Annotated in this window: 15 protein-coding genes; 9 read left to right on the top strand and 6 right to left on the bottom strand. The window is 35.9% G+C overall.

Features of this window, described 5'->3' with window-relative positions:
• Positions 1–825 precede the first annotated feature (825 nt).
• The gene (locus K6D58_RS08520; protein WP_296829700.1) at positions 826–1461 is read left to right on the top strand and encodes a master DNA invertase Mpi family serine-type recombinase; all 636 of its coding nucleotides are present in this window, start codon (positions 826–828) and stop codon (positions 1459–1461) included.
• On the opposite strand, the gene K6D58_RS08515 is transcribed toward K6D58_RS08520, so the two are convergent.
• From K6D58_RS08515 to K6D58_RS08500, 4 genes are read right to left on the bottom strand one after another with little or no spacing between them, the layout of a single operon-like run.
• Positions 1445–2728, bottom strand: a complete 1284-nt coding sequence (locus tag K6D58_RS08515) for an LlaJI family restriction endonuclease (protein WP_296829697.1) — start codon at positions 2726–2728, stop codon at positions 1445–1447. The genes K6D58_RS08520 and K6D58_RS08515 overlap by 17 nt on opposite strands.
• Positions 2725–4509: an AAA family ATPase gene (locus K6D58_RS08510; RefSeq protein WP_296829694.1), complete on the bottom strand. Its 1785-nt coding sequence runs from the start codon at positions 4507–4509 to the stop codon at positions 2725–2727. Before K6D58_RS08510 ends, K6D58_RS08515 begins: the two co-directional genes overlap by 4 nt.
• Entirely contained in the window at positions 4496–5716 is a 1221-nt protein-coding gene (locus tag K6D58_RS08505) for a DNA cytosine methyltransferase (protein ID WP_296829691.1), read from the bottom strand. The genes K6D58_RS08510 and K6D58_RS08505 overlap by 14 nt, the downstream gene beginning before the upstream one ends.
• 1 nt (position 5717) lies before the next feature.
• Positions 5718–6839, bottom strand: a complete 1122-nt coding sequence (locus K6D58_RS08500; protein WP_296829688.1) for a DNA cytosine methyltransferase — start codon at positions 6837–6839, stop codon at positions 5718–5720.
• A 174-nt stretch (positions 6840–7013) separates the two neighbouring features.
• Between K6D58_RS08500 and K6D58_RS08495 the strand changes: the two genes are divergently transcribed.
• The 5 genes from K6D58_RS08495 to K6D58_RS08475 all read left to right on the top strand — a co-directional run bounded on the left by K6D58_RS08495 (position 7014) and on the right by K6D58_RS08475 (position 11389).
• On the top strand, positions 7014–7196 hold the full coding sequence (locus K6D58_RS08495; protein ID WP_296829685.1) for a hypothetical protein: 183 nt from the start codon (positions 7014–7016) through the stop codon (positions 7194–7196).
• Positions 7193–7765 carry a hypothetical protein gene (locus tag K6D58_RS08490; protein ID WP_296829682.1) on the top strand — a complete coding sequence of 191 codons (573 nt, stop codon included), beginning with the start codon at positions 7193–7195 and terminating at the stop codon, positions 7763–7765. Before K6D58_RS08495 ends, K6D58_RS08490 begins: the two co-directional genes overlap by 4 nt.
• A gap of 120 nt (positions 7766–7885) precedes the next feature.
• Positions 7886–9508: an MrcB family domain-containing protein gene (locus K6D58_RS08485; RefSeq protein WP_296829680.1), complete on the top strand. Its 1623-nt coding sequence runs from the start codon at positions 7886–7888 to the stop codon at positions 9506–9508.
• Between the two features lie 2 nt (positions 9509–9510).
• Positions 9511–10944, top strand: a complete 1434-nt coding sequence (locus tag K6D58_RS08480) for an McrC family protein (RefSeq protein WP_296829677.1) — start codon at positions 9511–9513, stop codon at positions 10942–10944.
• 40 nt (positions 10945–10984) lie between these two features.
• Positions 10985–11389: a (deoxy)nucleoside triphosphate pyrophosphohydrolase gene (locus K6D58_RS08475; protein ID WP_296829675.1), complete on the top strand. Its 405-nt coding sequence runs from the start codon at positions 10985–10987 to the stop codon at positions 11387–11389.
• A gap of 83 nt (positions 11390–11472) precedes the next feature.
• Here K6D58_RS08475 and K6D58_RS08470 read toward each other — a convergent pair whose 3' ends face one another.
• Positions 11473–12612, bottom strand: coding sequence for a DUF2264 domain-containing protein (locus K6D58_RS08470; RefSeq protein WP_296829673.1), 1140 nt, complete (start codon positions 12610–12612; stop codon positions 11473–11475).
• 146 nt (positions 12613–12758) lie between these two features.
• Here K6D58_RS08470 and K6D58_RS08465 point away from each other — a divergent pair, with 146 nt between their 5' ends.
• The 3 genes from K6D58_RS08465 to K6D58_RS08455 all read left to right on the top strand — a co-directional run bounded on the left by K6D58_RS08465 (position 12759) and on the right by K6D58_RS08455 (position 15951).
• Positions 12759–13010 carry a DUF1653 domain-containing protein gene (locus K6D58_RS08465; RefSeq protein ID WP_296829671.1) on the top strand — a complete coding sequence of 84 codons (252 nt, stop codon included), beginning with the start codon at positions 12759–12761 and terminating at the stop codon, positions 13008–13010.
• The gene (locus K6D58_RS08460) at positions 13007–13966 is read left to right on the top strand and encodes a D-2-hydroxyacid dehydrogenase (RefSeq protein WP_296829668.1); all 960 of its coding nucleotides are present in this window, start codon (positions 13007–13009) and stop codon (positions 13964–13966) included. Before K6D58_RS08465 ends, K6D58_RS08460 begins: the two co-directional genes overlap by 4 nt.
• A 98-nt stretch (positions 13967–14064) precedes the next feature.
• Positions 14065–15951, top strand: coding sequence for a methyl-accepting chemotaxis protein (locus tag K6D58_RS08455; RefSeq protein ID WP_296829665.1), 1887 nt, complete (start codon positions 14065–14067; stop codon positions 15949–15951).
• A gap of 105 nt (positions 15952–16056) precedes the next feature.
• On the opposite strand, the gene metE is transcribed toward K6D58_RS08455, so the two are convergent.
• Positions 16057–17466, bottom strand: a 1410-nt coding sequence (gene metE / locus K6D58_RS08450; protein ID WP_296829663.1) for a 5-methyltetrahydropteroyltriglutamate--homocysteine S-methyltransferase, incomplete at its 5' end; no start/stop codon positions are given.

Genomic DNA, 17466 nt, shown 5'->3' with positions numbered 1-17466 from the left:
TTCCTGGAACAACTTGAATCTTACATTCATTATTTTAATTATGAACGGGATTCAAGCGTTTTAGATTTTCGGACTCCAATTGAAGTACGAATGAAAAGTATGGTAGCATAAAACTGTCCAAAAAATTGGGTTCAGTTCATGTTACGTACTTCGCTAACCGCTCATCCTCCTCGGTCCCATTAAGGGCCCTGCGGTGGACGCCTGCGGCGGTACTCCATAGCCTGACGCAGATATGCAGAAATTTGTAAAAATGTGTAAAAAAGGTAATGTTTTTACTGTAAAAACGTGTAAAACTCCCCTCTTGTTTTTTGCAAATATGTGTAATTTCTCAGAATAAATAGTGTAAAAATGTGTAAAAATTGCTGAAATTTTTAATAAAAATGTGTAAATATGCAAAAATTCTTTAAGTAAAACGCGCCAAAGTCTGTATCGAAAACCTGCCAAAGTCTGTATCGAAAACGCGCCAAAGTCTGTATCAGAAACGCGCCAAAGTCTGTATCAGAAACACGCCAAAGTCTGTATCGGAAACACGCCAAAGTCTGTATCGAAAACGCGTCAAAGTCTGTATCGGAAACGCGCCAAAGTCTGTATCAAAAACCTGCCAAAGTCTGTATTTTGGCGGATATAATGGAAAATTTGCATAAGAATATGGGTAAAGGGACATAAATGTCCTTTTAAATGTCCCTTTAAATCTTAATTCGACTTGAACAGTTTCTGCTTGAAGAGGACGGGGTAGGGTAGGGGAAGTAGTAAAAAGTACGGGATTCCATAAATTGACGTGTGGGAAAATTTTGTTACAGAGTTAATTTTTATTATATTTAATTTATGGTTTATGGATATATTCGCGTCAGTACGGACAAACAATCAGTAGAAAATCAGCGTTTTGAAATTGAAGACTTTTGTAGTCATCATAAGATGAAAGTAGACTCTTGGATAGAAGAAACAATAAGTGGAACGGTAGAACCAGGAAGACGAGAACTTGGTAGACTTTTGGAAAAGGTAAAGAAAAATGATTTAATAATTTGTTCTGAATTAAGTCGTCTTGGAAGGAATCTTTTTATGATAATGTCGATTCTAAATCTTATTATGGAAAAAGATGCAAGAGTTTGGACGATAAAAGATAATTATCGTTTAGGTGATGATATTCAGAGTAAAGTATTAGCGTTTGCCTTTGGCTTAAGTGCAGAGATTGAACGAAATCTTATTAGTCAGCGAACAAAAGAAGCTCTTGAACGTAAAAAGGCTGAAGGTGTTAAACTTGGACGACCTCGAGGAATTAAAAATAAACATTATGAACTTGATGGGGCTGAACTACCGATTAGTGTAATGCTTTTGGCTGGTACAAGCATAAATCAAATGGCAAAATTATATGGAAAACATCGAATGACAATTCAACGATTTATTGCTAAAAGAAAACTAGATAGTAAAGAAAATCTTCAAAAAGTTAGAGGGATGTCGTAATAAGTTTTGCAAGTTCATCTATCATTTGTTTATCTTTAGGAATATGTTTGTACATTAAAGTTTTAATATCGTAAGTAAAACCATAAATTTTTGAATAAGATTTTTCATGTTCGTTTTTATAGTCGGCATGTGAATAACCAAAATACTGTAGTGGAGAATCATGTTGGCCTGGAAGAATAAAAGCGTTATAGATTGCTTTTTTATCAAGAACTTTTTTAACATCATGTGGAATTTTTTCTGGTTCTCTTTCAATAAATTCAGCATAAGCAAATTGTTTAACAATAGAACCTGTTCCTGGTAAATCATATGGGATTTTAGATAATCCATATTTATAGTATTTAGAATCAAGAATAAAAATCTTTTGATTTTCTTTTCCCCGGTTTGTAATCATAATCGTGTCAGGTCGCAGGGAATATTTTTTGTAAATGTCATTGTTCAAATTTGCCTGGCCTTTTCCTTCGATAAACCAGTGACATTTTGGATAGAATTTTTCCTTATCATCCTGGCCAAAAACTGAATCAATCAGCCCTTCCCATACCGATTCAAAATGTTCCGTTCCAAAATAGAAGTTTTTTGCTTCATCCGTTGAATCCTTGTAATCAATGATGAGGAGCATATTTTGAAAAAGCATGAGTTCTTTTTCGTCGAAAGTTTGAGAAATTTTACTTTTTACCACTGCCCTGAAAAGATTTGCATTAAAAGCTAAAGCCCCTTTTTGCGGCATAAAAGAGGAAAATATCCAGCCGATTTTTGAAAAACTTTCGTAAACAAGGTATTTGTGAATCTGGCTGATAAGTTCGTTTTCATTATGATTAGTTCGCTTTCTAATAAAATCAAGATAAATTACAGAATCATCGATTAACTGAGGGCGAATCTGTTTAATTGTCCTGCTCCAGTTGATTTTTCCAGAAGATGATTTTTTGTAAAGTGCTTGACTTTCCGAATAATAGCCCTTGTTCATAAAATCAGAAATAAGATACATATAGGCATGAATAGGAAATTGATTCGAATAATCTTTTGCAGAGGAAGCGTGAATAAAAGAATCCTTTCGGTCAGAAAAAGATGCAAGTACAGAAATAAGGTTCAATATGTCCCGGCGGATTTCCTTTTCGTCCTCTGATTTAGTATAGCCTAAAGGGAATTGAACAGAGACTTTTCCGTTTTCATATTTTAAGCCCACAAATTCATCGCCCTGTAATTTTGCATCATAAATGCAGGCATCTTTTAGAGAAAAATCTGAAATCTTTTCTTCTCCCTGATTTATCATTCTTGTTTTTCTTCTCTATCACTTGCAGAATCAGGGTTCTGCACTGCGGAAGAGATAAAACTTGTATCCTTAAAAATGCTCCAGTTACAGATAGCTTCATCTCCATTTTTAAAGGTCTGAACGATAGTTTCCAGGCTTACAGCTTTATCTTTAATATCAAAAATTTCGTCCCGGTTGAACTTAAAGGCATCGTCCCAAAGATATTTAAGGACCTTTTCTGCAAAAGTCTCTTTTGAGATTTCTCCCTCTTCAGCCTTTACAAACCAGCAGCCCAGTCGCTTGTCTTCCATGCTGCTCATTCCCATTGAAGAAGACATTTCTCCAATCTTTTTATTAATATGAGTCTGAAAGGCTTCCCAAGTAACATCACTTCCGCCGATTTTTGCATTGCGCTGACTTTCTGCATCCTTCCCTTTAAACTTGTTTTCTATAAGTTTCATATCCCAGCGGCGTTGAAAAGCGTTGTCGAGAGTGAAAACATTCTGGTCGCTGGTGTTCATAGTGGCGTAGAGAGAAAGGTTTGGAGGAAGACGGATAGAAGAGTTTTCCGTAAAATCAATTTCCCCAATTTTTTTGCTTGATGGCGGATTTTTTTCTGAATAACGGTCGTCCTCACTTCGAATAAAGGCGTTGATATCCAAGTTATCTATTGAGTATGAACTCCAGCCGTCAGCTTTTCTATCAAGCAGTTGAAACAAGTCGCCAAAAATTGCCGCAGCATTTCCTCGATTGATTTCTTCGATTATCAGGAAATATGGTTTATCTGGATTCTTTAAAGCTTTCTTCAAAATTCTAGAAAAAGGCCCAGCCTTAAATCGGTAATCTATTCCCTCTGAATCCTGAACCGGCAAAATTTGACCAACAAAATCAGCATTAGTGTATTCAGGATGAAAAACCACACGCATTTTTTGTTCATCTGGGATGTCTTTTATAATCTCATTTATTTTGTGAGATTTTCCTGAGCCAGGTACGCCGTAGTAGATGGTTTGGGATGAAGTGAGGGTGTTTTTATTTTTTGTGCTTTCCTGAATTTCCATGATTTCCTCCATAATTGATATCTCATCCATGTATTTTTGATAATCTTCTGCTGTTTCTCCAGTCCAATATGAATTGCAGTTTATGATTTCAAATAGGTCTGCTTCATTATCTCTTGTAATCCCTTTAGTTTTCAATTTGATTCCATTATCATCCTCAGTAAAGCATCCTGTATAATTCAGTGTTTTTATCATTTCTCGAATTTGCCGCTCCGAGTGGTTCCAAATATGTTCATTTTTCACCGTATTAATATTTTGAGGAATATTAGAATCTTTTCGATACTGGATTATTTGATTAGCGGTTAGTAACAAATTATAGTTTTGTCTCTTTGCTAAATCATCGTTATAAAAGATAAAATTTTCAATTTCATCTTTTGTTAAGAATGCGGTTTTTATATCAGTTAAAGAGAGTATATGAAGAATTTTTACAATATCTCTCATGGGAGCAAGTAATATCTTGTCGTTAATTGAATTCTCATAATCAGCAGATGTTCTTGGATTTGGGAATTGAAATTTTTTTATAAAATTCAATACAACTTTCCTTGTATTTCCTTTTGAAGCAAGTTTTGCACAATTCCCCTTTGCCTTAAGGTTGAAATAAAAACCAACAGTCATAAAATTGTTATTCTTACTCTTATCTTCTGATGCCGAAGGGACAGTGTCGGTTAAAAATGCATTAGAAGCTTCTTTCAGGATTTCGTCCAAAGAAGTAATACGTAAATCATTTGTAAAATTATAATGATACATTGTTATCTCCTAATTGCTTATATAAATCGTTTATGGCTTTTGCTATGTTTTTAGCAAGTTGAGGTGGAACTGCATTTCCAATCATTTGATAGGCATTTCCTCTGCTTCCAATGAAATTGAAATCATCATCGAATGATTGAAGCCGAGCGGCTTCACGAACAGTAATGCTTCTTGCTTGCTTTGAGTCGTAATGTATGAATCTATTTCCGTCTTTATAAAGATGTGCAATTATTGTTGTGCTTGGCTTGTCTGCCTCAAGAACGTGATAGCGATGAATTGGGGACTTTGAACCGACCTTTTCTGCATATAACTCCGTTATTTTTTTTGAATCATATTCAAATCGGCCAGTCTCAATATCTTCTGCCAATGTTCTGAATGTTCCCATGTCACGAATATTCTGATATCGAGGTTCATGCCATGTAATATTTGATTTTGGAACTTTGTACGCCTCGTGTTTTGAATGATGCTCCTCATCAAAATAAGGTGTAATTTTCGGCAAATCCCCAATAGCTTGTTTTACTGTGAGGTGGTTGTTTGATTTGTATTTTGGAAGAATCGAAGTATAGAAACCTTCGAGAATTTTCTGGCAGTCTCTAGTTTTCGCCTGCTTGATTCCAACTATTACAATTCTTTCGCGGTTTTGAGGAACGTTGTAATCATTTGCATTCACCTTTGCTTTCCTCAGATCATCAACGATTTCGTATCCAATCGATTTAAATGAGGACTGTATGAGTTCTGAAATTTTCACGCCATTTGGGGCTGCCGACAAAATTCCTGGAACATTTTCAAAAACAAACAGTTTTGGCTGGTATCTTTTTACAACAGAAAGATAATGTTCAAAGAGAAAGTTTCTATAATCATCATTCATGCCGTTTTCATCACGAACACGTCCCGCAACAGAATATGCCTGACAAGGCGGCCCGCCAATGATAATGTCTATTCCATTTTCCGCATTAACATAATAATCCAGACCTTTGCTTTCTCCGAATTCTTCATCGTTCCATCCATTAAACAATTCGTCCTCTCGCTGAATATCAAAATTCATAACACGTTCATCTGCGTCTGCTTCAGCATATTTTGTCTTGAGACGATTTCGCATGGTATTAACCTGAGGTTTCAACCATTCAACAGAGGCAATTTCTTTATATAGTCCTGTCTGTAAAAATCCATCCGTTAGTCCACCACACCCGGCAAAAAGATCAATCATTTTAATCATTGTCTTTCTGCTCCAGATACTTTTTGAGTTGCTCTGCTATTGCTTTTCCCAGTAATGGAGGAACTGCATTTCCAACTTGCCTGTACTGCTGAGCTTTAGTACCGTAGAAAATAAAATCATCTGGAAAACTTTGAAGTCTTGCACTTTCGCGAACTGTTGGTATTCTGTTGTACTTGTAGTGAAAATGAGACCTATGGCAAGTGTTAATCGTTAAAGAAGGCTTTTTGCTGTGATAGCGGGTAAGTGCTTCATGGTACTTATAAATTCCTTCATATTCTTTTGGTAGGGCTTTGTAATTTTTACCTTCCGGTATCATTGCGAGGAATTTCAAAGTTTTTTCATCATGGAGCGTTCCAATGTGATTATGAATTTCATTGGAATTTGCACGCATTAAGCGCTGATATTCTGATTTTGGTTGGCAAGGATATTTTTGAACCTCATCACCATAAATACCCTCTAATGCCGGTAAATCATTTATTGCCTGTTCGCAAGTTATATAATGGTCTTTGTCTAAAACTGGAGATGGAAATTTAAATGCCTGAGTCTTGTCTCGAAGACCTACAAAGAAAACTCTTTTACGAATTTGAGGAATTCCAAAATCAGGTGCATACAGCAATTTTGGAATCATCGTGTAACCGATTTCCTTAAAATCAGCTACGATTCTTTTTGCCCCAATGCCACCGTTTGTCTGCAGCATTCCTGGAACATTTTCTAAGAGGACCGCTTTAGGTTTAGTACGGTCAGCAAGTTTGACCATTGCCGAATAAAGACGATTTCTTTTATCATCTTTGTTTCGGGGGCCTGCTATAGAAAAACCCTGGCAAGGAGGTCCACCAATAAGAACATCAAGTTCAAGATTGTTTTTTTTGAGGTAATTGGTTATGTAGGAAATGTTGTCGTGATTGAAAAGATCTAGTTTTACTGCTTTTGCAGTGCCATGATTTTTTTGAAAAGTTTCAAGTGCAGCATCATCAAAATCTATGCCGAGTAAAACATTGTAACCTGCATCTAAGAATCCCTTAGAAAGACCGCCACATCCGCAGAATAAATCTATACAGTTGAGTTTAGTGGGCGTTGCGGGGGTGTCTCCTTCAGAAGGGGTAGCATAAGACACGCTAGTGGCTGGAGCGAGGGGAAGGCATTCCCCCTCTGGAGAGCACTTTAAACGGTCGTTTTTGGTGGCAGTACAATTTTTAAATATGCAACAAAAGCTGCATTAGCTGATTCAAAAAACTGAATTGAAGGTGAAAAAGCAATATGTTATAATGAGGAGAAGAGGAGGTACATTATGACTTATGGAAAACCAATTTCATGGCGCGATTTTCCTGATTCACCTGGAAAACGAATTCTTGAGGAAATATTGACAACACCTCGTCCAGACTTTACGCAACTTGATAAAGATGTCGCTGCTTATGAAAAAAAACGGGCACAAGAAAGGAAATTGAGAACTACAGAGAAGGATCAAAAATGAACTATTTGCCGATAAAAACGGAAACTTTTTATTATCAGCATTTATTTGATTCTGAAGATAATATTCAAGCTATCAGGTCTTTTTCAGTATCTCAAAAATCTGGCAAAGGATTGGAAGATTATTTGAAACTTTTGGCAGCTCCAGAAGAAGACGATAACATTGCAAGAACATATTTAGTAAAAGATAATGAAACTCACGAAATCGCTTCATATTTTACGTTGAAATCTGGACTTTTTACATTGGAGTTGTCAGATAACCAGTTTTTTACGGTACCTTCCATTGAATTATCAAACTTTTCGGTAAATTCATCTTATCGAAAACAGCATCCTGAACTCTCAGAAATTGGTAAAACAACATTTAGGGAATTTATTCTTCCTCTGGCCCGTTTTATACAGTCTTTTCTAGGCGCAAAAGCTTTATATATTTATGCTCTCCCTGAAGATAAACTCATTGAGCACTATAAAGAAATGGGCTTTTCTCGTCTTTCCAAAGAAAAAGAAAAATACGTCCATTCTCATGTAAAGCCCAAATATGACGAAGGCTGTATTTTTATGTATCAGATTTTATAAACGGTGTCATTCATTGACACTGTACTATATTATAATGGAATTAATATGAACGAAGAAATTAATACAAACAACAACACCAAAAACGACCGTTTTTTGTGGCACTTTTGTAGGAAATAGGGAATGCTGAAAGATTTATTTACAAAATTTACAAATAATTATTTAGCCTCAACGAGAGAAGAGTTTACAAATCATCCTATTGGTACTCTTGTAAGAGCAACTATTCCAAACGAAATTTTTAAAACCAATATTATCAATGAAAATGATTATCAAATTAAAGGTAGTGTAGGACAGGGAAACTGGGCTGCGATTCCTTGGATTTGTATTTTTGATAAAAAAATTACAACTACTGCCCAAGAAGGAATATATATAGTTTATCTTTTGTCTAAAAATGGAGAATCATTATATTTAACTTTAAATCAGGGATGTACAAAAGTTAAAAACGATAAAGGAAAAATTGATGCAATTCAGTATTTACATGACACTGCAAATAAAATCCAACAAAAAATAAAAACAACCGATTTTCAAGTTGGCCCTAATATAAATCTTGGTTCTGATATAAGCGAACTTGGTCAGCTCTATACAGAAGGAACTATCTTTTTTAAGGAATACAAACAAAACTTAATACCAGAAGACAATGTTTTGCAAGATGATTTAAAAAAAATGATTTCCCTTTATAAAGAATATGCAAATACTTTTTTAAAAGATGAAAAGACGCTCACCCCTCCCCAAAATTCAAATGAGGTACTTGCAATGAAAGAAGATTTATCAAACGAAATTTATTATGGAGTTCCAGGAACTGGTAAGACTTATAAAATTCAGCAGGATTATATTAATAATCCACAAAAAGAAGAAAATACAATTACGATAACCTTTCATCAATCATTTAGCTATGAAGAATTTGTTGAAGGTATCAGAGCAAAGGTAAACGCAAGTACAAATCAGATTGAGTATAAAGTTGAACCTGGTATTTTTTACAAGGCCTGTGAAAAAGCGGCAAAACTTGCAGGTTATGATTCTATTTTAGAAATGATAGAAGATGATGAGCGGGCTGAAAAAATTCAAGACGCAATTGATAATGGCAAAATTGTTTATTTTTGTATTGATGAAATTAACCGTGGTAATATAGCTTCAATTTTTGGAGAGTTGATTTCTTTGATAGAAGTCTCAAAAAGATGTGGCGCTGATCCAAAAACAGAATTGGTTGTAACACTTCCTTATTCTGGACAGAAATTTGCTGTTCCGGCTAATTTGAAAATTATCGGAACAATGAATACTGCAGATCGTTCCATTCAGCTGCTTGATTCAGCTCTAAGACGAAGATTTCGTTTTATCGAATGTAAGCCAGAATATTCTGGATATAATCAAAAAGCTTCAAGAATATTGAAATCTATAAATAACAGAATTCGTGTCTTGCTAGGAAAAGACTATCAAATTGGGCAGGCATATTTCATCAATATTTCTAGCGAAAATGAAGATGTAGAAATCTTTGAATGTCTTAGAGATAAAATCATTCCCCTTTTGGAGGAATATTTTTATGGTGAAACACAAAAGATTAGAATGGTTTTAAATGAGTATGAAGACTTTTCAAATTCGACTGCAAATAGTTTTTATATGGAAGATAATGAAGCAATTAATTCTATGGAAGATTATGTGGATTCTCCCCAAATTTATAAATTAAATGAGAATTTGCTCACGGTAAAGACAACAGAACAAGCAAAGAATTTTATTGACCATATTGAATAAAAATGAAGACGATAAAAACAGCATTTGAGTATTCATCAATTTATCCTGAAGGCGTTTCTTGCTCTAAGTTTGATGCAGTTTTACCAAGAAAAAGTTTTGATAATCTGTGGAATTTCATTCTTGAAAATTCTGATTCAGACATGGATTCTATTATGTCCATTCATTCAAAGCTTGGGAAAAGATATATCAAGACCAATAAATTTGTTGGAACAATTCAGACTAGTGATGGCTTATCTATAGAAATCCTTCCAAAAATTTATGATCATGATGAATCAAACAAGGAAGTAAAATACGATGCAGATGAATCTCGTGTGGTTTTTCTAAAAATGCTTGCTGCCCTCGTTCAGGAAAAAGCAAAGACTTTTCAGTTTGCAGATGTTGAATCGAAAAAAAACTTCCCAATTCTTGAGTACTATATCTACAATTATATTCAGGAAGTGGAAAAACTTTTATCTCATGGCTTAAAAAATAATTATACAAAAATTGATGAAAATGAAAAATTTCTTAAGGGTAAGCTTTTAGTTAATAAGCAGATTACAAAAAATGGGACTAATAAAGAGAGATTTTATGTTAGATATTCAAAATATCTTCTTAATATTCCTCATAATAGAATTTTAAAAACGACTTTGGATAAGCTTTTCTTCACTTCTGCAAATCATCAAAATCGAAATCATCTAAAAAAGCTTCAATTGATTTTTGAAGGAATTCCTTTTTCGGAAAATATTGATTTAGATTTACAACAAGCCTTAAACGGAAACAGAACTCTTGCAATGTATGATTTATTGATTAAGTGGAGTGCTCAAATTCTAAAAGGTAAAGGCTTTACTCCATTTACTGGAGAGCATTACAATCAGGCACTTCTATTTCCTGCTGAAAAACTTTTTGAATGTTATATTGCGAAACTCTTTAAGAAATATGCCCGGGATTATGTTACAAATACTCAACATTCAAAATTTTATTTGATAGATAGGCATCGTAGTGAAAAACATGGTATTTTTAAAATACGTCCGGATATGTTTTTAGATGCAAAAAATTATGATGAGGCGGGGCAAGAAATTGGAACTCAGGATATTATTATTGATACTAAATGGAAATGCCTTGATGAAAACAATCTTCGTGAAAATTATTTAATAGATGTAAAAGATATTTATCAATTGTTTGCTTATGGAGAAAAATATGGCTTTAAGCTTCACAAAGGTAAAATAAAGCCAATCTTGATTTTACTCTATCCATGTACTAAGAACTTCAAAAATCCATTACCTCGCTTTGATTATTATGCAGAAGAAAAAGATTATGGATTGTATCTTTATGTTTTACCTTTCGATTTATCGGAAAAGGAGCCTCAGTTTCAGATTCAAAAGATTCTTAACATGGTAAAGGAAAAAAAGAATTTTATTTCGCAAGAAGAAATTTCTGAATATTGGAGAATACATTGAAAAAAAATATTAATAATATTAAATTGCACTTATAACAGCCATGAAACAAATCACAGTAAGCGGAGCTATCATCCTCCGTACAAATCCAGCTACTCATCAAAAAGAAGTGTTCGCCACCCAGAGGGGTTATGGTGACTATAAGGACGGCTGGGAGATTCCCGGTGGTAAGCTGGAAGAAGGGGAGAGCCCTGAGGCTTGTATTGTCCGCGAGATTCAGGAAGAACTGGCTACTCAGGTTAAGGCAGAAAAGATTCTTGGAGTAGTTGATTATGATTACCCGGCTTTTCATCTGACCATGCACTGTATTGTCTGTTCAATTGTGTCAGGTAAGCTGGATCTACTGGAGCATGAGAATGCCCGCTGGCTTACAAAAGAAAATCTTCGCTCTGTGGACTGGCTTCCTGCTGACTGTCTGATTCTTGATAAGATAGAAGAGCTGCTGTAAAAAAACAGGCTCCTTCTTAATGAAGTGGATTTCGTTAAGAAGGAGCTTGTTTTTTTTATGCAGGGTCTTGTTACATTAAAAAATCAGTCTATGGCGTGGTCGCAGCTTACGTCCTGGCCTGACCAGATTTTTTTTGCTGTCCAGTCCTGGTTTTTATCTGTCCAGAATTTACTGTCAGCGGCTAATCCCATTACAAGGTAAATTGTCTGGCAGAGGTAAAGGCTTCCTACGCTTATGTAGCCTTCTGCCATTTTTTCCTGGCGGCCGTAGATTCCCGGTGTAAGGAATCCTTTTTTATCAAAAAGATTTTTTGCAGAGAATACTTTTTTTATTACTTCCGTCAGTCCGCATCTTACCTGGGCTGGGGAAACTCCTTTTGGTAAAAAGCCTTCCAGTGCTGCCTGGGATAATGCATGGAACACTCCAAAGCGGTAGCTGGTGCTTCTTCCTACAACAGGGTAGCTTCCATCTGAATTAATCAGCTGTTCAAGAATTCCTGCGTGGCGGCTGGCTCTTGCCTTTATTTTTTCAAAAAGTTCCTTATAGTCATTTTCTTTTTTAAAGACTTTAAGAATGTCATAGTACATTGGTGCGATTACAAAACTGTTGTAGTAGTCTGCATGAAAGTACTGGCCGTCGCTGTAAAGTCCGTCTCCCTTGTACCAGCCTTCAAACATTCTGATGGCGTATTCAATTCTTACCATGTCGCACTGGCCTGTGATTACGTAAAGGCAGGCTTCGATTATTGCCGTAAAGAAAATCCAGTTGCAGACAAAAGGCTTAAACTTACGGGTGGCTTTTAATGCAGTTACAAGATTTTCTTTTTCTACATCATTCAGTTTTTTGTAAAGTTCAGTAGGGGCGCGGAGAATTGCCTGGGCAAGAAAGGCTGCATCAACAAGGGCCTGTCCGTAGCCTTGTGTAAAGTTTGCATAGTCAGGGGAAGCCGGGTCTGTTGCATTTGCAATTGCTTTGCGGCAGAGTTCCCTCCATTTAGCTTGAACTTCTTTTTCTTCTTCCGGAACTTTTTTGTTTTCAAGCCATGGTGCAATACCACAGAGGGTGCGTCCTATTGCTTCAAGTAAAATATAATCCTTTCTGTCAGGGTGAAATTCCAGGGGAATACTTTTAAGCAGTTTATTCTGTGCGTAGTTTTTTATTACCGGCTCAGAAATTTTAAGCATGGTCTTAAGCCAGTACTGTCTTGTTTTTCCTTCTTCCATTTTTTTCCTCTTAATATGGATGTGTCTGTAAATTCAGCATACTCTCCTTTGAAAATTTGTTAAATAAAAAAAGCGGTTTTTAACTTATCTTTCTGTAAATATTTTTCTCGTGCTATAATATTGAATCTTTATATTGGAGTATAAATATGGAAGAAAAAAGAGATGTAAAAATTCACGGAGTCTACAGGCATTTTAAAAATAAATTCTATATCGTAGAAGATGTTGCTTTTCATTCAGAAACCCAGGAAGAATATGTTGTTTACCGCCGCCTTTATGGTGATGGTTCTTTGTGGATTCGTCAGAAGGAAATGTTTTTAAGTGAAGTTGATCACGAAAAATATCCGGATGTAAAACAGAAGTGGCGTTTTGAACTTGTGGATGAGGTAAAGTCCTGTTGAAAGTTCTGGTAATAAATTCTTTTCTGGAACAGTCTCACTTTGATCTTATAAAAAAGACAGCTGATTCCCTTAAGCTTAACTGCCATTTTTATAAGACAGAAAAAGATGTTGCCCCTAAAGATTATGATGCAGAAATTATTTACGGTTTTGCTCCTTCAATCGTAAAGACAAGTAAAAATCTTAAATGGATTTGTCTTCCCTGGGCTGGTGTGGATTCAGTTTTAAAGCCAGGCTATTTTGCAAATGAAGACTGTCTTATTACAAACTCTGCCGGCTCTTATGGAGTTTCAATTGCGGAACATATGATTGCCATGTCCTTAGTTATGCTTCGTCGTCTTAATGAATTTTTTGATGAAAGCAGGGAATGTAAATGGCTTAGTCCAAGGGAACAGAAATCCCTAAAGGACTGTCGTGTTACCCTTCTTGGTACCGGAGATATTGGTACTTCTTTTGCTAAGCGTCTCAGGGCTTTTGAACCTGCTTCCATTACAGGTGTCTGCCGCAGTGGAAAAAATGATTCAGGATATTTTGATTCAGTTTTACCTGTAAGCCGTCTTGATGAAGTGCTTCCTCAGACAGACCTTCTTGCCATGAGTCTGCCTGCTACTAAAGAAACGGAGGGTATTCTATCTAAGGAACGCCTTGCCCTTATGCCAGATTCTTCTTACGTAATAAATGTAGGCCGGGGTTCTGCCATAGACGAAGACGCCCTTGTGTCTGCCCTGGAGTCCGGTCATCTTGCAGCAGCGGCTCTTGATGTTTTTAAAAAAGAACCTCTTCCTAAAGACAGTCCTCTCTGGAAGGTAAAGAATCTTCTGATTACTCCCCATGTGGCCGGTAACATGACTCTTGCTTATACCAAAGATAAAAATACTCAGATGTTCCTTGAAGACCTGAATAATTTTGTTCATGGTAAAAGCCTACGCTATCTTGTGGATAAAAAACTGGGCTATTAAAAATGTTTCTAAAATATTAAAAATACTTAAGAATCTTAAATTTATCTTATTATTATGTTATTCTTAAAAGCGAGAATACGAATTGTGGAGTGTTTTTTATGAGACATACTTTTGAAAATCGGGGAAAATTTGATCTTGTAACTTTCCTCTGGCTTTTGGAGTGTTACCTTTCTCCAATTTTACTTTTTGGTCCGGTAGCAATATTTTCCGGAGCCGTTTCTTCATCAGAACTTTCAGTTTTGCTTTCAGACGGTCTTTTTATATTTCTTGTTTTGATTGCTTTTGTAGTACCACCTGTTGTGATGTACATTCTTCTTATCAGAAAGTTTAAGGCTTACGATGGTTCTAAGGAATCAATCCGTGCAACAAACCTTTACTTTAAAAACTGGTACAACATTAACATTGCTATTGTTGTAGTTTTCTGTGCTCTTTTTTCTGAGCTTATCATTCTTTTTGCAAATAAGAATGGTCTTACATTAAGTCAGTTTTCTACAAACCAGTCTTCTTTTGTAACCTGGCTTACTCTTTTCTGGAGCCTTGCCTTTGGTTTTTCTATGATTGGTTTTGTAGTAATGCTTCAGGTAATCGACAAGTCTCTTTTCTGGCTTCCTCATTACAAGGAAGTTCAGCTTATGTCCATGAGTCAGAGAACAAATGTTGTAATTCTTCTTGCAATGATTTCCATTGTTCTTATTGTTGAACATGTTGTTTCAATTCCGGCAAATCTTTTTCATGGCGTAGATTTTCTTATGGTAAATAAGCTTCTTCCAATAGGAATTATTTTTACCATTACTAATTTTACCAGTACTTTCTTTACTGTTCGTTCAATCAGGCTTGGTGTTAATGATGTTAAGAATCATACTGAAGAACTTTCTAAAAAGAACTATCAGATTGAACCTCTCCGTGTTGAATGTCGTTGTGAAGTTGGTGAACTTGTAAACAATATCAATAACTTCCGTGAAGAAACAAAAAACATTCTTTCTGAAATGTATTCATCTGCAAAAAATTCAGAAACTGCTGCTACTACCCTTAAGACCAGTCTTGATTCTGCAAATCAGGAAGTAGAAGCAATTAGTCAGAATATTGATTCAGTAAATAAAGAAATGGAAAATCAGTCTTCAGGTGTAGAAGAATCAAATGCTTCCGTTAACCAGATTGTTTCCCGCCTTAAGAATCTTAACAACAGTATTGAATCCCAGTCTTCTGCCGTAACAGAATCTTCTGCTGCTGTAGATGAAATGGTAGCAAATGTTAATTCAGTTTCTAAAATTCTTGAACGTAATATGTCTGCCATTGAACAGCTTGGTACAGCTTCTGAAGAGGGTCGTACAAAAATTCAGAATGCAGTTGCAGTTGCTCAGGATGTTCTTCAGCAGTCATCCCTTCTTCTTGATGCCAGCAAAATCATTCAGGCTATTGCAGCTCAGACAAACCTTCTTGCCATGAATGCAGCAATTGAATCAGCTCATGCAGGAGAAGCAGGTCGTGGATTTGCTGTAGTTGCTGACGAAATCAGAAAGCTTGCAGAACAGTCCAGCTCTCAGGGTAAGAATATCGATGCCAACTTAAAGACTCTTTCTGAATCTATCAGTCATATTTCAGAAAGCATTGAAGAAGTTCAGAAGCAGTTTGATGTAATTTATGAATCTGCAGGTACCGTTCGTTCACAGGAGCTTGTTGTTAAAAATGCCATGGATGAACAGACAGAAGGTAACAAGCAGGTTCTTGAAGCAATGAGGAGCATTTCTGATTCTACAGTTCTTGTTAAAAATTCTTCTGGAGAAATCATGGAAGGTGCAGATCATGTTGTAGAAGAGATGAAGGTTCTTTCTGACGTAACAAAAAATATTACTGACAGTATGAGGCTTATGACTCACAGTGTTAACAGTATTTCTTCCAGCGTAAAGCATGTTACTTCTGATTCAGAAAAGAATCTTCATGACAGTCAGGAGCTTTCTGTAAAGATTGATTCCTTTAAGCTGTAATTTTTTATATAAAGCTTTTGCCCTTAAGGCATAAAAAAATCCATCTTAAGCTTAAATCTTTTTTTTAAGTTTAAGATGGATTTACTTTTTTAAATGATTTTTAAATTACGCATTTTCCTTCCTTAGGAGTTTGGCTGCTTCTACAAGATTTTTAAGGCTGGCCTTAGTCTCCGGATCTGCTCTTGTTTTAAGACCACAATCAGGATTAATCCAGAGTTTTTTTGCAGGAATTTTTTCCAGCATCTTTTTAAGGGAGCCGTAGATTTCTGTAACAGATGGAACACGGGCAGAGTGAATGTCGTAAACACCAGGGCCTGTCTGTGTTTTAAAGTTTGCTGCTTTAAGGGCATCAAGAATCTTAAGGTCGGCACGGCTTGCTTCAAATGTAATTACGTCTGCATCCATGTCATCGATTTCGTGAATGATGTCATTAAATTCACTGTAGCACATGTGGGTGTGAATCTGTGTTTCTGCCTTTACCTTAGAGTGTACAAGGCGGAATGCAGGAATAGCCCAGTCCAGGTAATCCTTGTGCCAGTCAGCTTTTCTTAATGGAAGTTTTTCTCTTAAAGCTGCTTCGTCAATCTGAATGATTTTGATTCCATTTTTTTCAAGGTCCAGAACTTCTTCTTTAATTGCCAGTGCAATCTGAAGGGCCTGTTCTTTTAGCGAGATATCTTCTCTTGGGAAAGACCAGTTTAAAATTGTAACAGGGCCGGTAAGCATTCCTTTAACAGGGCGCTTTGTCTGTTCCTGAGCAAATACTGACCAGTCAACAGTCATGGCAGATTTTCTGCTGATGTCGCTCCATACAACAGGTGGTTTTACACAGCGGCTTCCGTAACTCTGTACCCAGGCACGCTGAGTAAAGATGTAACCTTCCAGCTGGCTTCCAAAATATTCAACCATGTCATTGCGTTCAAATTCACCATGAACGATTACATCCAGATCCAGTTCTTCCTGAAGCTTAATGCATTCCTTAATCTTGTTTTTGTTAAAGTTGATGTATTCTTCTTTAGAAATGCTGCCTTTTTTGTAAGCGGCTCTCTTTGCCCTTACTTCCTGGGTCTGAGGGAAGGAACCGATTGTTGTTGTAGGGAAGGCAGGTAAGTTAAATTCTTTCTGCTGAATCTTTTCTCTTTCTTCAAAAGCAGGGAGTCTTACAAAATCACTGTCCTTAAGGGATTTAATTTCTTCCTGAACTTTTTTATCTGCCTGACATCTTTCTTTTTCAAAGAGTTTTTTGTTTAAAGCAAGGGCATCCTTATCTGCAGAAGCGATTTCCATTATTTCTGTAAGCTTTTCTTCTGCAAAGGCAAGATGGCTTAAAATCTCCTGAGAGAGTTTTTCTTCCTGACTTGTTGTGTAAGGAAGGTGAAGAAGGGAACATGAACTTGTAATAACAATGTTTTCTTCTTTTACATATTTTTTAATTTCTTCAAGGAGCTTGTTTTTACTTTCGTAGTTACATCTCCAGATGTTCTTTCCGTTTACAATTCCTGCAAAAAGAAGGGT

This window comes from Treponema sp., assembly GCF_024696245.1.
In the GTDB taxonomy this organism is placed as follows: Bacteria; Spirochaetota; Spirochaetia; order Treponematales; family Treponemataceae; genus Treponema_D.
The sequence above is the reverse complement of the archived record's forward strand: the minus strand, read 5'-3'. Positions and strand labels throughout refer to the sequence as shown.